We start from the raw sequence: 14,099 nt of genomic DNA, 5'->3' as shown, positions 1-14,099 counted from the left end.
AAGGCGATGAATGCTCGCTACGTCAGTCATCTACTCAGCTATCGGATTCGGCTATTAGATACTTCAAGTCTTCGATAAAATTGGTAAAAAAGCTTGGCGCATTGACCTGCAGGGCAACCCAAGCATTCGACTGCGGTTTCGCACACTGTCGAGCATCGATTAAGGTTTGTCCTTTTGTCCATTCGCCTTGGGTTTCGATCTGCACCCTAGCCCTTTGCATCATTAGCGTATCAGGATAAAAGAGATAGCCAAGCGTTGCGGCGTCGTGGACTAAAAAGCCAGGTTCTCCAGAAGTTTCTCGATACTCTAGAGTGGTGCCTATCATAAACTGACAAAGCTGAACAACAAACTGAGCTAGAGGGCTGTGAGGATTAGACTGGATGACTGTTTCAGCCATGTCTTGAGTGAATACCAACTTTCGGGTCACGTTTAGGGGAAGTACAACAATATCATCGCGGCTATCGAACACCACGTTAGCGGCTTCAGGATTGAACCAGATATTAAATTCTGCGGTTGGTGTGACATTTCCTGCAGAGTAAAACGCCCCGCCCATGACGATAATCTCTTTAGCTTTCTGAAGAATGCCAGGTTGTTTGATCTCAGCGGCTGCCAAATTAGTCAAAGGCCCAATAGCAACAATGGTAATGGTGCCAGGGTTGCTATTCAATTGTTCTATGAGCAGTTCGTCGGCCTGAATAGCAGACGAATAGTCACAGGTTGCTGGTGGCAGCGTTTGGGACAAATTTCCCATCCCATCTGCTCCATGAATGTGTTCAGCTCTTGAATCTCCCTTTAAATCTTGCTGGAGTGAGACTCCGCGCCCTACCGGTATGTCGGCAAAGCCAGTCAGCTCAAGGATTTGCTTACTGTTAGTAAAGGTCTGACGAGCCGTGACATTTCCTTCTGCGGCGGTGACGGCAACGAGGCTAGCGTGCTGTTGTTTGACTAAGCTCAGCACCCACAGAAAGGCAAAGATATCGTCACCACCAGGATCGGTGTCGAGGATAATTTTGACGGGCTGAGCAACTGCTAATGAGGAATCAGGCATGGTGGAGCTATGTGTCTTTTGTATGTGCCCTAATGGGATACTACGTCTTATTAAGAGAGATTCTAGAGCTTACTTACCCCTGCGGCCAAACGGCTCGATGATGGCGGCCACGAAACTAGAAGCAGACGCTACCATGCGTAAAACTGTGGCTTTTCTTACAATCTGTATCGAATATATAGGCTACGCTTGATTGATTAGGGGAAGCGAGTAGATTCGATACTTGATGCCCACTCTTGATGCCCCCTAGCTGCTTGAACTGGAGAACCACCTATGACAAATTCATCATCTACTAACCCCGCTTACGCCGCGCCAGATGCTGAGCTTTGGCAGAGTTTGAAGAGTGCGATCGCAAATAGCTCCGGTTTTCAGAGCTGGTGCTCTGAGCAATCTAGCGCTGTAACGACTAGTACCTCTACAGACAATATGGTGAGGCTGTACCTGCGTGAAACGCTAGAAACGCTGGCGTATTAATCTGAGCGTATTGATTTGTTTTTGGCGAGGCTGCGGTTTCGACCTTCGTGCGTCTGGTTCTAGGCTCGCTCAGACAAATCTACGTTCACGCCTGTCATTGCTTAAGCATCTAACTCTCTTCGCCCTTCCAAAGCTCTAGCTAGGGTCACCTCATCTGCATATTCTAGGTCGCCACCCATCGGCAGGCCAAACGCAATTCGAGTCACTTTGGTGAAGGGTTTCAGCAGCTGACCTACATACAGCGTCGTGGTGTCCCCTTCAATACTCGGGCTAATTGCCAAAATCACTTCACTAATATCTTCTTTGTTCACCCGGTGTACTAGCTGCCCTACATTCAGCTGCTCTGGGCCAATGCCGTCCATCGGTGAAATCAAACCGCCCAGTACGTGATATCTGCCCTTGTACTCGCGGGTTTTTTCTAGGGCAATCACATCTCTAGATTCGGCGACTACGCAAATGGTGGTGCGATCGCGTGACTGAGCCCGACAGATATTGCAGACTGGCTCAGCCGACAGATGAAAGCACTGTGAACACTGACCCACCTGCTTTTTAGCATCCACTAAGGCATTGGCCAATGCCCTGACCTCAGCTTCGGGCCGCTTTAGCATGTGCATAGCCAGCCGCTGCGCCGATTTCGGGCCGATACCGGGCAGGCGCTGAAATTCTTCAATCAGTTTGGCGAGGGGACGGGTGTAAATAGGAGGACTCCAAGGAAAGTTGTGGACGATGAGGGGTGAGCGACAAGGTGAAACAAGCGCAGGGGATCTTCAAGTGCGTGGGCTGTCTACTTCAGTTTCTGGCGGCGGCGATGGCGGGCCGACTTCTTCGCTTTTACCGCGAACGGGCGGCAGGCTTTCTACCAGGCCCATTTCAAAGGCGGCATCGGGTAGCTGACCTGCTAAGTACTTACCAGGTTCAAACAGTCCGCTAGGCGTCATACACACCTGGCGAAGCTCAACGATTTCAGTCTCAGCAAATATCTCTCTAGATAAGCGGCGTTCAAGGGCCATAGCGCGTTTCTCCTGCGTTCTGCCTATTCGTCTGTCTGCCAGTACTCTTGGGTGTAGCTTTGATCAAATATCTTCTTAGGACGCATAATCAACGCGATGCCGCCCAAAAGTTGAACGTCAGGCTCTGCCTCAAACCAGCGAATCTCTAGCTGTCCGCCCGCATCGATCACGTAATAGCTGAATTCGTCCCACTTTCGCTTAGCGCGGTCAACCACGATCAGCACATCTTCGTTTTTATAGCCCTCGGGTGGGTTGGGCAGTTGTTCATATTTTGCGAGTAGCGCGATCGGATCTTCGGCTTTTAGAATCACCTGCCATCCAGGCACGGGTACCCAGGCTCCTGTTCCCGAAAATTTCACCAGTCCAAAGGTGTCCTCTGGTTCGACCATTGGCACCTGCTTATAGTCTTCTGTTGCCAGCGGCATTTGTCCGGCTACGGGCACGATGACTGGAGAGTCTGCCTCATCTTCTAAACGAAAGATAGGCAGTCTAGGGGCCGATTTGGTCGATATGACCGTGAAGTCAGTTAGCAGCTTTTCGATTTTGCTGCGAGCGCTATTAGAGGCCGCAAATCGCAAACTCTGTGCAATCAGCCGCGATCTGGCCTGCAAATCACTCTGCTGACGAGCCAATCGCCAGTAGTAATAGGCAGCAGCATCACCCATGTTTTTCTCAAAGCCAGGCGGCGGCGTTTCGCTGTAGTAAAAGTCTCTAAGCCCTTTGACAATCTCTTTGACCTGCTCGCTATCTAGGCCGTGGCTAAAGGCAAAATCAGCAGCGGCAGCGCGGCGCTCTTGTGGCAGAATTCTAAATTCGTAGAGGCTATCGCTGCCCCTGGTTTGATAGTGGGCTTTGGTTTGCTCACTCACGCCGCCCGCCAGCATAGAGTCAAAGACCTGAGCGGCGACGGTGAGCTGATTTTGCTGGATGGGCTCAAATCCAGTCGCCTCAAAGATGTCTTGAGGACTCATCTTTGCTTTTTGCAGCGTCTGACAGGCTTTGCCCCAGTCCACCCAATTGCCCTCTTTGCGCCGTAGCTTTAGGATGATGTCTTGAATCTCAGGCTGATTCGTAGGGCTGTTCGATTCACCAGATTCGGTGCCACCGAACTCGGTGCTAGATGTGCTAGGGGGCGTAGCGGCCATAGGGAGTTGACGCAGTTCTCGTTTCTACGTAATTATAGTAGTCTAAGCAAACGTCGGTTGAGTCGATTTGCTTAGCAACTCAAACATAAAGCGGCACCGATATACAGTGACGCTAGCGTAAAAATAAGGGGCTATAGCGCAGCTGGTAGCGCACCTCAATGGCATTGAGGGGGTCAGGAGTTCGAATCTCCTTAGCTCCATTTTTTAAGATTTTGAATAGTGGTCTTGGTACCAGTCTACGAATTTCTGAATGCCTACAGATAGCGGCGTTGAAGGTTTAAAGCCAACATCGTCCATCAGATCTTGCACGTCGGCGTAGGTCGCAGGCACGTCGCCTGGCTGCATGGGCAGCATGTTTTTTTCTGCTTTTTTGCCCATCGCCGTCTCGATAGTGGCAATGAAGTCCATCAGCGTCACCGGGCTGTGGTTGCCGATGTTGTAGATTTTGTACGGAGCACTCGTATCAGAAGCGCTGGTGACTTTGCTTTGGGTGGCGGCTTCGTTTTGGGCGGTGGCCTCTGCTGTAGTCGATGGAGACGGCGGGTGATCCATAACGCGGATGATGCCTTCTACGACATCATCTATATAGGTAAAGTCGCGCTTCATTTCGCCGTGGTTGTAGACATCGATTGGCTTTCCTTTGGCGATCGCATCCACAAACTTGAAATACGCCATATCCGGTCTGCCCCAAGGGCCGTACACCGTAAAAAATCTCAGCCCTGTTATCGGTAGACCGTACAGGTGGCTGTAGGCATGGGCCATCAGCTCATTCGACTTCTTCGTGGCGGCGTAGAGTGAGACGGGATGGTCGACCCGGTCGTCTGTGGCGAAAGGCACCTTCTTGTTCTTGCCATAGACAGAGCTAGAGGAGGCGAAGACCAAATGCTCCACCTGGCTCTGACGACAGCCTTCTAAGATGTTGACAAAGCCGAGTAAGTTGCTATCTGCATAGGCAAGCGGGTTTTGCAGAGAATAGCGTACGCCCGCTTGAGCCGCTAGATGAACCACACGCTCAAACGACTGGCGCTCGAAGAGCTGGCTCATGGCAGTGCGATCGCCAATGTCTATCTGCTCGAAGCTAAAGTCTGAAAACGTCTTGAGCTGGGCTAGCCTGCCCTCTTTCAAAGAAACGTCATAATAATCGTTCATGACATCGATGCCATAGACAGGGATGCCTGCTTCTAACAGCCGTAGAGAGAGGTAGAACCCAATAAATCCGGCAGCGCCAGTCACAAGAATTGCCATAGTCAAAAGGTGGTGAAAAGGTAATGAAGATCGAGCGTTGATTAAACATTGTGTCGTGACTTGGGAAAATCAGGGCTCCAAGTCTTTGCAAAGCGATTTAGATCACCGTCATATTCAAGAGATACCGAGTTTTTGAGCGCTTTTATAACCGTAGACGCAAGCCTTCATCATCAGTGATACGATTGCCAAAGCACAAAATGAGAAAACTAAAAAGAGTAAGGACGCATCAATGCAGGAAATTGATAAGTCGATTTCAATCGACGGTCGAGATATTCAGCTGAAGACGGGGCTGTTTGCTCCGCAAGCTGGAGGCTCGGTGCTGATAAGTTCTGGCGATACGGCTGTATTGGTTACAGCTACACGCTCTAGCGGCAGAGAAGGGATCGACTTTCTGCCTTTGCTAGTAGATTACGAGGAACGACTGTACGCCGCAGGTCGTATTCCAGGTGGGTTTTTGCGTAGAGAGGGTCGCCCTCCTGAGCGGGCAACGCTGACCAGCCGACTAATCGATCGGCCCATGCGACCATTGTTCCCTCAATGGATTCGCGATGATATTCAAATTGTGGCGACCACCCTCTCGATGGATGAGGACGTTCCTCCTGATGTATTAGCCGCCACTGGCGCATCCATTGCTGTTTTGCTAGCGGAGATTCCATTCAATGGGCCGATGGCAGCGGTGCGTGTAGGGTTGGTTGGAGATGACTTTATCATCAACCCTACCTATCAAGAGATCGAAAGCGGTGAGCTCGATTTGATCGTAGCCGGCTCTCCTGATGGCGTGATCATGGTAGAAGCTGGCGCTAATCAGCTGCCTGAGCAGGACGTGATCGAAGCGATCGACTTTGGCTACGAAGTAGTGCGCGATCTGATTCAGGCGCAGCTAGATCTGGTCGAAGAGCTAGGGCTAGAGCGGCCAACTGAGCCAGAGCCTGTGATTGATCCTAGCCTAGAGACATTCTTGAGCGATCGCGCCACCGCCGATATCAAAGAAGTCCTCAAGCAGTTCGATCAATCAAAATCCGAACGCGACGATAAACTTGACGCGATTAAAGCCGCGATCGCCGAAGAAGTTGCCGCTAAAGACGAGTCCGATCCGGTGCGCGCCGCGATCGATAGCAGTAGCAAGGCACTAGGAAAGTCATTCAAGCGTTTGACTAAAAAGCTGATGCGATCGCAAATCCTAGAAGAAGGCGTTCGCGTAGACGGTCGCAAGCTCGACGAAATTCGCAAGATTACCTGCCGAACCGGCGTATTGCCCACTCGCGTTCACGGCACGGGCCTGTTCCGCCGAGGCTTGACTCAGGTGCTCTCTGTTACCACGCTCGGCACCCCTGGCGACGCTCAGATGATGGACGATCTTCATCCTGGCGACGAGAAGAAGTATCTACACCACTACAACTTCCCCCCTTATTCTGTCGGCGAAACCCGGCCAATGCGATCGCCCGGTCGCCGCGAAGTTGGCCACGGCGCGCTAGCTGAACGCGCCCTGATTCCAGTTTTGCCCTCGCAAGAAGATTTCCCCTACGTCATTCGCGTCGTTTCTGAGTGTCTATCTTCCAACGGCTCTACCTCAATGGGGTCTGTCTGCGGCTCGACCCTGTCATTAATGGACGCGGGTGTGCCGATCGCGCAGCCCGTCAGTGGCGCGGCCATGGGTCTAATTCGAGAAGGCGATGAAGTCCGTATCCTTTCCGATATTCAAGGGATTGAAGACTTCCTTGGTGACATGGACTTTAAGGTAGCGGGTACCGACAGCGGTATCACTGCCCTGCAGCTCGATATGAAAATTACTGGCCTGCCGATGGAAGTGATCAGTAAAGCAATCAACCAGGCGCGTCCTGCTAGGCTTCATATCCTCGAAAAAATGCTGGGCGAACTAGATAAGCCTCGCACCGAGGTTTCTCCTTATGCCCCTCGCCTGCTGACCATGCAAGTCAAGCCTGATCAAATCGGTATGGTAATTGGCCCAGGCGGTAAGCAAATCAAAGCGATTACCGAGGCCACAGGTGCCAAAGTGGATATCGAAGACGATGGTACAGTCACCATTTCGGCGGTTGATTCTGATAAGGCTAAGCAAGCTCAGAAGATGATCGAAGGCATTACCCACATACCCGAGGCTGGCAACGTCTATATGGGTAAAGTCACCCGTGTGATTCCGATTGGGGCCTTCGTCGAAATTATGCCCGGCAAAGAAGGGATGATTCATATCTCTCAGCTAGCCGACTACCGAGTAAACAAGGTAGAAGACGAAGTGAACGTAGAAGACGAAGTACTCGTTAAGGTCCGTGAGATCGATAATCGTGGCCGCGTTAATCTGACTCGCTTGGGCATTCATCCCGATGAGGCAGAAAAGGCTAAGGAAGCCGCAGGCGTTGAGTAGAGTAGAAGCATTTGCTTAGACTAGTGCAGCGTCAAGACTAAAAAGTGGGGTAGACGATCTCTAGAAGTCTTGTAAGATAGTGCCTCTAGAAAAGGCTTACCCTAAAACTAAGTGCTGACGCTGCACTAGTAATCAAAAAGAGGTACCCGATGGACGGTATCTCTTTTTTGTCTTCAGGTGATTATGAAGTTTAGTTAGTCGAAAGGACGGAAGCTTAGCGTATGTGTTTGAAGAAATAAAAAGATGGAAGCTAATCAGATAAATATCGCCAATCCACGCTACCTGTAGTGGCTGTGTTTAAAGCCTGACCCTAGATATCCGTATCAACGTTGTTAGAGATGTTTTACCCAGTTGTGAATAGATTTACGAATGAATGTTTTAGAAAGAGATTCTTTATATTGTTCCCTCGTGGCGACGGAAAGAATCTTCTCAAAGATGTAAAGTGAAGTGTAAAATGAGGGTTGTGGGCATTTTTAGGATATATGAAAACAGCAGCACCTAAAATGAACCTTGCGCCCGTGTTCTACACGCTGGCTCAAGTCCAATTCAATCCCATTGCGCAGATGTCGGTTTATGTTGATCGTGTGCAGGAGCATCTTCGTCGGAATGGATTTCCAGACTTTCGTGAAGAAAACCTATTCGAACTGGCAATTCGTCGGTTGGATGAACCACAACCTGATGTTCGACCTCAAAAGCATGTCCGCTGGAGCTTTACAAATACCCAGCGGACTGAAGGATACTTACTTTTATCTAATGCTCTAGTGTTTCACACAACCAAGTATGATACCTTCACAAAATTTCTGGAGAAGACTATTCTTGGCTTGAATTTGATTCATGAAACCGTGGAACTAGCTTATGTGGAGAAGATCGGGCTTCGTTATCTCGATGCAATAGTGCCCGCCGAGGACGATACGTTACAACAATACTTGAACCCCTCTTTAATGGGGTTTTCTGCCAACCCAGAAGGTTGTCTAGGCCATAGCTACACGGAGACGGTTACAGGTATCGCTGGTGGTAATTTAAGTGTCAGAGCAGTTATCACTGATGGTTCATTAGCACTATCTCCTGACTTAACGCCCTTGCAGCTTGAACTACAACCTCGATTTAAAGAAGTGAATAGGCGAAATGCTGTTTTAGATGCCGACTATTGCGTTGTTAAAAGAAGCAACTTTGATCTTGTGGAAATACAGGAGCAACTTACGAGGTCTCATGACATTATCACGGAGACTTTCAAGATTTCAGTGACTGACTACGCTAGAGAAAGATGGGCTTAAGAGTATGAACGTAGTTAAAAAAACATACCCAGAAATTACCTCTTATCCTGACAATACTTATAGCCCTTGTGCTTCCGCTGTGCTGTCAGCGGTTCCGCTATTAATTTGGACAGCAGGCACTGGAGGCATGATGACTGTACACGGTGCAGCCGAGGCACTAACCCAAGTTCCCAATCGGCGAATCCATGTCGAAGAACCTCGGCCTGAAGTAAAAACGGATGTGATGTCACCTGCCAAGCATGTTGCAAATATTCGTGATGTATTTTCTATAAGTATGTCTGACTTGGCTTCCATTCTAGGAGTCACACGTCCTACTACTTATGCTTGGCTAGAAGGACAGGAGCCTAAAAGAGAATCTGTAAAACGTATTCAGTACTTATCTGACGTCGCTAATAAGTTTAGTCAAGCAAATATTCTTCGCTTAGACAAGCTAGTATCTCGTCCGATTTTAAATGGACGTTCTTTGATTGACATACTCAGAACAGATGAAGATCCTTTAAAAGCTTTAGACGCTCTTGCAGTCCTAGCTGAAAAAGAGGCACAGACCCGTCGCAAACTTAAGAGTGGCGGCAAGCACTTGAGATCACTCGACGATGTTTTAAGTGAGTCTTCCACATCTATCTACGAAAGGGGTTAGTTCGAGGAATGCCTTGGTCTCGAAGTACTGTGTGGCGACAGGGCAGCATACTTGCTCGAAAAGATTTTCAGGTAGTAGGCTTGTCTGATGACTCGGAAGCTGAAGTCGCTGTAGTGATATCTCATGACTGCGACATAGCAAATAACAATCTGAATGTTGAACCATCTGTAGAATTTATCATTGCTCGAATCATTGCTGAAAATGATGGTAACTGTACCTACGGGAAAAATCCACGTACTTTGCATCTAGATTACATATGTGGAGAGGAAACGGTTCACCTTGAACTAACTGCTTCAAGAAAGTCCGTGATACAGAAAAGTAAGCTGGAGGCAGTTAGTCCGGATGAGACTTACTACCCTAGTTGTTCCAATCAGATTCTTCAGAGCTGGTTAGCTTCTAGATACCGTCGCCATGCTTTACCGAACAGCTTAGTTGCTCGGCTTAGTAAAGTTTTTTCGTACATCGAGAAAGAAGGAAAGAAAAATGCTAACGGGATACTGTCTTTCCACATTGATTACGAGCCTAGGGAAGAACTCTCGCCGAAAGAACCGTATGAACTTTGGATTAATATTGTTCATGTAACTGATGAAAGTAATTATTGCGAAATGTGTAAACAGCTAGCACTGAAATTGAAGGAAAAATTTCCAGAGCTTCTCAAGAAAACCGAAAATGAAGGTACGGTAGATTTAAGGCGGTGTGAAGCAATTTCAGAAGCAGAGTTCACGCTTCGCGATATGCGCGAGACTGTTGAGTTTCGCCTCGATCACCTAAGTTATCGTGCTGAACCCTTTGGCCCGGTAACATGAGTGAACACAAGATTGCTACCTGTTCGCAGCCGTGCCGGGTGAACGCAGCTAGTGCTTGACCACTGTGATTATGATAAGCGAATGATTCCTAAAGTGCGTTCGCAGTGATGATTATAGGAACTGACAGCCTATCAGTTCCTACGAGGTAGAGCACTAGTTAGATCTGCGTAAAGAAGCACGGGCGCTGTCCAATAACTACTACCACGCCATTCACATGAGGTCTTTGGTCAATCCCTCGTTAATAGGATTGACTCGTCAATTTTACAGCGCTACCGTGAGCTTTTCTATTACACTTATCATTGCGTGGCGAGGACGATTACCTGTACGATCTAGGCTGCTATGCCTATAGAAGAATATCCGTGCGAAAAGTTGTAATTGCTGGTAATTGGAAGATGCATAAGACCCAGGCAGATGCCTCGGCCTTTGTGCAACAGTTGATGCCTCAACTAGAAGGTGTCCCTGACGAAAGAGAGCTCGTGCTCTGTGCTCCTTTTACTACGCTAGGTCTATTAGTTGATAAACTGCAGGGCAGCCGAGTGCAGGTTGGCGCTCAAAACATCCACTGGGAGAGAGAGGGCGCTTACACCGGAGAAATCTCAGGCCCGATGCTAAAAGAGGTCGGTGTGCGTTATGTCGTGGTGGGCCACAGCGAGCGTAGACAGTACTTTGGCGAGACGGATGAGACGGTGAATGCCAGGCTAAAGGCGGCTCAGATCAACGGTCTGACACCGATTTTGTGTGTGGGCGAAACCAAACAGCAGCGCGATGCTAACGAAACCGAGTCTGTGATCGTAAACCAAATTAAACAGGCGCTAGTCGATATCAATCAGTTCAACTTGGTTATCGCCTACGAACCGATTTGGGCAATTGGTACAGGAGATACCTGCGCTGCTGCTGACGCTAATGATGTGATTGGTAAGATTCGCAGCTTGCTAGACAACCAGGAAGTGTCTATTCAATATGGCGGTTCGGTAAAGCCCGAGAATGTAGATGAGATTATGGCGCAAAGCGAAATTGATGGGGCGCTAGTCGGCGGGGCCAGCTTGATGCCAGACAGCTTTGCGCGGCTAGCGAACTATCGAGCCTAGTGATACAGGTCTAGCGGTCCATGACATAGTGCCATGACATAGTGCCATGACATAGTGCAGCGTCAAACCTCAAAATGTGGGCCAAGCTCAATAAGACCCTATCCCCTACTATCCCATCCCCTACTATCCTAAGAAATCGGCTTTGATAGAACACTACTAGTCTCCTAGGCCCAGTAATCCATAGCGCTAGCTCCTAGGTGTGAGCTTCAGATTGGAGTTGACTGCTATTGCTTTGAGAGCGATGTCGCTACGGTTGATCGTGTTGTAGTGGCCGTTGATATAGGTGCGGTTGCGACCCTGCTGTTTAGCGTAGTAGAGCGCGATATCCGATGCTTGTAGCAGCATTTGGGTGGTGTTGTTATGTCCTGGAATAATAGTAGAAATGCCAATGGTGACAGTTAGATAGGGTTCGATATTGCTAGCTGCATGGGCGATCTGTAGCTTACGAATGCTTTCATGGATGTTCTGGGCTACGCGCCATGCGCCATGCGTATCTGTGTTTGGCAAGATGATGGCAAACTCTTCTCCGCCATAGCGAGCGACTAAATCTGCGGGGCGTTGCGAAACTTGCAGTAGCGCCCTCGCAATGTGGATGAGACAGCGATCGCCCGCTGGGTGGCCAAAGGTATCGTTATAGAGTTTGAACCGGTCTATATCGCACAGAATCAAGGAGAGCGGCTGCTGATCTCTAGCGAGCCGCTGCCATTCGTCTTCGATGTATTCATCAAATCGGCGACGGTTGGCAATGCTAGTGAGCCCATCGGAGAGGGCTAGCTTTTGAAGCTCTTGATTGGTGCTCAAGAGAGTCTGATATTGAATGCTGTGCGCGATCGCAGGCGCTAGTTCAGTTACGATACTTTGAATATCTGCAATCATAGATGCACCCCAACTGCGGTTCTCTGGCAGCGCGATCGCCAACAGGCCCCAATACTGAGCAGCATTGCTCAAAGCAGCGTTTCGTACGATGGGCCAGGGCGTGCGACTAGCCATCGCGGGCAGCGCGTTTTCGATCGGGACTAACAGCCAGTTACCTGACCAGCGGGACTGCCAGCGCTGTCTATCTTGGCGCAAAGAGGTGGGCAGAGAAGCCGGCAGAGAAGCCGACAGAGAAGCGGTCGGCGTGGCTCCATCAGTGAGTTTATCGGTTGGCTCATGCGCTTGAGTCAGCTCACCTGCCCGCGATAGATCGACGGGCTGTCCCTGCCATAGCTGTTCGAGCAGCGAAGGAAAATCAGCTTGAAAAAAAGTAAAGCGCGACTGCCAAGCCAGTGATTGGTTCTGGCAATAGCGAGTGGCCTGTTGGTATGTTTCAAGCGTCCGGTCAGATTGTATAAGTACGACCTGACTGGCCTTAAATAGGGCCGCTATCTCAACAACGACTGTCCCTAAGACTGTCGATAAGTCGAGTGTTCTTCTAATTTTGCGCTCAATTTCCCTAACTTTCTGCTGCTGAATAGGGCGCTGTGGTGTCTGCTCGTGCTGGACGAACTGATTGTTCTGCGAGACGTAATTCTGCAAGGTACAAGGGCTTCTCCAGTTACATGTATAGACAATTTCTTTCGACCTAGGATTTTCTGCTCGATTCTACGAAGATTGGATAGATCTAAAGGATGGAACCTGAAGATGCTTATATATGACTCTCTGTCGAACTGACAGAAATAGATAAAAAATATACAGCGTTTGATCAATAGCGCTTATCTGTCTGTCTGTAGCTGCACTTATTTCCTAAAGAAGTTCTACAGTCGGTATTGAGCCGTTTACAGCTTGGTGCCTAATGCATTCGCTAGTAGCTAGCTAGGTTGTCACGTAAAGCAGTATGCTGCCTCGAAAAGTCATAAATAGGGGGTAACAAGTCATACCAGTGACACGTAGCCATTGTCTGTGAATGCACAGAGTCTAGTAATGTTAGCTTGCCGGGGATTTACGTAGATCCGTGCATACGCTGATACTTTCTACGTACAGTGGTGTTGTCAATTTCACCTCTACTCAGTACGCCTACGTTCCTAAGTAAGCTCAAAGAAGTTGGCGTAAGGCTCTTATGAGCTAGGCGTTTGAAGCTTTTAGAGTGTGAGGAAATGCTCTAGCGCCGTTACCATCTTCGGGGGCCAGCGCCTGACATTTTTGACCCAGTTGAGGTCTTTATAGCGGGTATCTAAGCCAACAACAGCGACCCAGTTGCTTTCGGCCTCGCCCCGCTGTCCGGTTTCCCATAGCGCGGCGGTGAGTGCGGCTCGCATATCTACAAAGCTAGGATACTTACGCACAAGGCTTTTCATAATCTGCAAAGACTTTTGGGTCTCTCCGATTTCGTAGAGCGCTAGAGCGTAGTTGCCATAAGCTAGAGAAAAGCTAGGCTGCAAAGTAATTGCCGCTTGGTAATCTGCAACGGCTAGGTCCCATTCGCCTAGGCCAGCTTCTGCGTTCCCTCGGTTGTTATAGGCAGCTGGATCATCTGGATCGATCTGTAGAACCTGGTTGTAGTCGGCGATCGCATCTTCCCATTCACCCATGGCTTCTCGCAGCGCCCCCCGGTTGAGATAGGGATCGGGTTCGCCGGGGGCTAGTGTGATGGCTTGGTCGTAGTCGGCGATCGCACCCTCTAGATCATTGCGCCGCACCCGGACATTACCGCGATTGCTCCACACGGCTGCTGTTTCCGGCAGTTGCTCTATGAGAGCAGACCACTTCTTTTCTGCCTGATCAAACTCTCCGGCCTGCGTCGCCGCAAACGCCGCCTTTCTCAGCTCGCTAATTTTTCCCCAGTCTAGATTTGCCGCGTCTAGACCGGCGGTATTTTGCCGGTTCATCCTAATCTCAGCGGCTGTTTCTGCTAGCGCTGGTGCAGGCGCAGCCATGCTTGCGATCGCACCACTCAAGCACAAGACCGCGCAGAGGCCAATGATAAAGCGCTGAACGCTAAACCCTACTGTGAAGCGGTGGTGGTGCATTTTTTGTGTCATCAGTAGGCTGGACTTGTCACGTAAAAAGGCTTGAT

Annotated in this window: 13 protein-coding genes and 1 tRNA gene; 7 read left to right on the top strand and 7 right to left on the bottom strand. The window is 49.5% G+C overall.

Annotated elements, in window-relative coordinates; translation table 11 throughout:
- Nucleotides 1–34 precede the first annotated feature (34 nt).
- Entirely contained in the window at nucleotides 35–1,048 is a 1,014-nt protein-coding gene (locus IQ256_RS08510; protein WP_193855108.1) for a nucleoside hydrolase, read from the bottom strand.
- A 270-nt stretch (nucleotides 1,049–1,318) separates the two neighbouring features.
- On the opposite strand from IQ256_RS08510, the gene IQ256_RS08505 reads away from it, so the two are divergent.
- A complete protein-coding gene (locus tag IQ256_RS08505; RefSeq protein WP_193855107.1) occupies nucleotides 1,319–1,519 on the top strand; it encodes a hypothetical protein in 201 nt (66 codons plus the stop codon).
- A gap of 101 nt (nucleotides 1,520–1,620) precedes the next feature.
- Here IQ256_RS08505 and recR read toward each other — a convergent pair whose 3' ends face one another.
- From recR to IQ256_RS08490, 3 genes are all read right to left on the bottom strand, one after another.
- Nucleotides 1,621–2,217 carry a recombination mediator RecR gene (gene recR, locus IQ256_RS08500; protein WP_193855126.1) on the bottom strand — a complete coding sequence of 199 codons (597 nt, stop codon included), beginning with the start codon at nucleotides 2,215–2,217 and terminating at the stop codon, nucleotides 1,621–1,623.
- Nucleotides 2,218–2,286: 69 nt separating this feature from the next.
- Nucleotides 2,287–2,529, bottom strand: a complete 243-nt coding sequence (locus tag IQ256_RS08495) for a hypothetical protein (protein WP_193855106.1) — start codon at nucleotides 2,527–2,529, stop codon at nucleotides 2,287–2,289.
- 23 nt (nucleotides 2,530–2,552) lie between these two features.
- Entirely contained in the window at nucleotides 2,553–3,674 is a 1,122-nt protein-coding gene (locus IQ256_RS08490) for a RuBisCO accumulation factor 1 (protein WP_193855105.1), read from the bottom strand.
- Nucleotides 3,675–3,801: 127 nt separating this feature from the next.
- On the opposite strand from IQ256_RS08490, the gene IQ256_RS08485 reads away from it, so the two are divergent.
- Nucleotides 3,802–3,874: transfer RNA gene (locus IQ256_RS08485), tRNA-Ala, on the top strand.
- Nucleotides 3,875–3,878: 4 nt separating this feature from the next.
- Here IQ256_RS08485 and IQ256_RS08480 read toward each other — a convergent pair.
- Nucleotides 3,879–4,919 (bottom strand): NAD-dependent epimerase, encoded by a 1,041-nt coding sequence (locus tag IQ256_RS08480; RefSeq protein ID WP_193855104.1) that lies wholly within the window; start codon nucleotides 4,917–4,919, stop codon nucleotides 3,879–3,881.
- Between the two features lie 229 nt (nucleotides 4,920–5,148).
- Here IQ256_RS08480 and IQ256_RS08475 point away from each other — a divergent pair, with 229 nt between their 5' ends.
- The 5 genes from IQ256_RS08475 to tpiA all read left to right on the top strand — a co-directional run bounded on the left by IQ256_RS08475 (nucleotide 5,149) and on the right by tpiA (nucleotide 11,104).
- Nucleotides 5,149–7,299, top strand: a complete 2,151-nt coding sequence (locus IQ256_RS08475; RefSeq protein WP_193855103.1) for a polyribonucleotide nucleotidyltransferase — start codon at nucleotides 5,149–5,151, stop codon at nucleotides 7,297–7,299.
- 482 nt (nucleotides 7,300–7,781) lie between these two features.
- Nucleotides 7,782–8,573 (top strand): TIGR04255 family protein, encoded by a 792-nt coding sequence (locus IQ256_RS08470; protein ID WP_193855102.1) that lies wholly within the window; start codon nucleotides 7,782–7,784, stop codon nucleotides 8,571–8,573.
- A 4-nt stretch (nucleotides 8,574–8,577) separates the two neighbouring features.
- Entirely contained in the window at nucleotides 8,578–9,210 is a 633-nt protein-coding gene (locus IQ256_RS08465) for a hypothetical protein (protein WP_228024691.1), read from the top strand.
- Between the two features lie 8 nt (nucleotides 9,211–9,218).
- The gene (locus tag IQ256_RS08460; protein WP_193855101.1) at nucleotides 9,219–10,016 is read left to right on the top strand and encodes a hypothetical protein; all 798 of its coding nucleotides are present in this window, start codon (nucleotides 9,219–9,221) and stop codon (nucleotides 10,014–10,016) included.
- A 359-nt stretch (nucleotides 10,017–10,375) separates the two neighbouring features.
- On the top strand, nucleotides 10,376–11,104 hold the full coding sequence (gene tpiA, locus IQ256_RS08455; protein ID WP_193855100.1) for a triose-phosphate isomerase: 729 nt from the start codon (nucleotides 10,376–10,378) through the stop codon (nucleotides 11,102–11,104).
- A gap of 186 nt (nucleotides 11,105–11,290) precedes the next feature.
- On the opposite strand, the gene IQ256_RS08450 is transcribed toward tpiA, so the two are convergent.
- Complete coding sequence (locus IQ256_RS08450) at nucleotides 11,291–12,622, bottom strand: diguanylate cyclase domain-containing protein (RefSeq protein ID WP_193855099.1); 1,332 nt, start codon at nucleotides 12,620–12,622, stop codon at nucleotides 11,291–11,293.
- 542 nt (nucleotides 12,623–13,164) lie between these two features.
- A complete protein-coding gene (locus IQ256_RS08445) occupies nucleotides 13,165–14,064 on the bottom strand; it encodes a tetratricopeptide repeat protein (RefSeq protein ID WP_228024689.1) in 900 nt (299 codons plus the stop codon).
- Nucleotides 14,065–14,099: the final 35 nt, after the last annotated feature.

It is taken from the genome of cf. Phormidesmis sp. LEGE 11477, assembly GCF_015207105.1.
Lineage (GTDB): Bacteria > Cyanobacteriota > Cyanobacteriia > Phormidesmidales > Phormidesmidaceae > Phormidesmis.
Note: the sequence above shows the minus strand (reverse complement) of the source record. Positions and strands in the feature narration are given on the sequence as shown.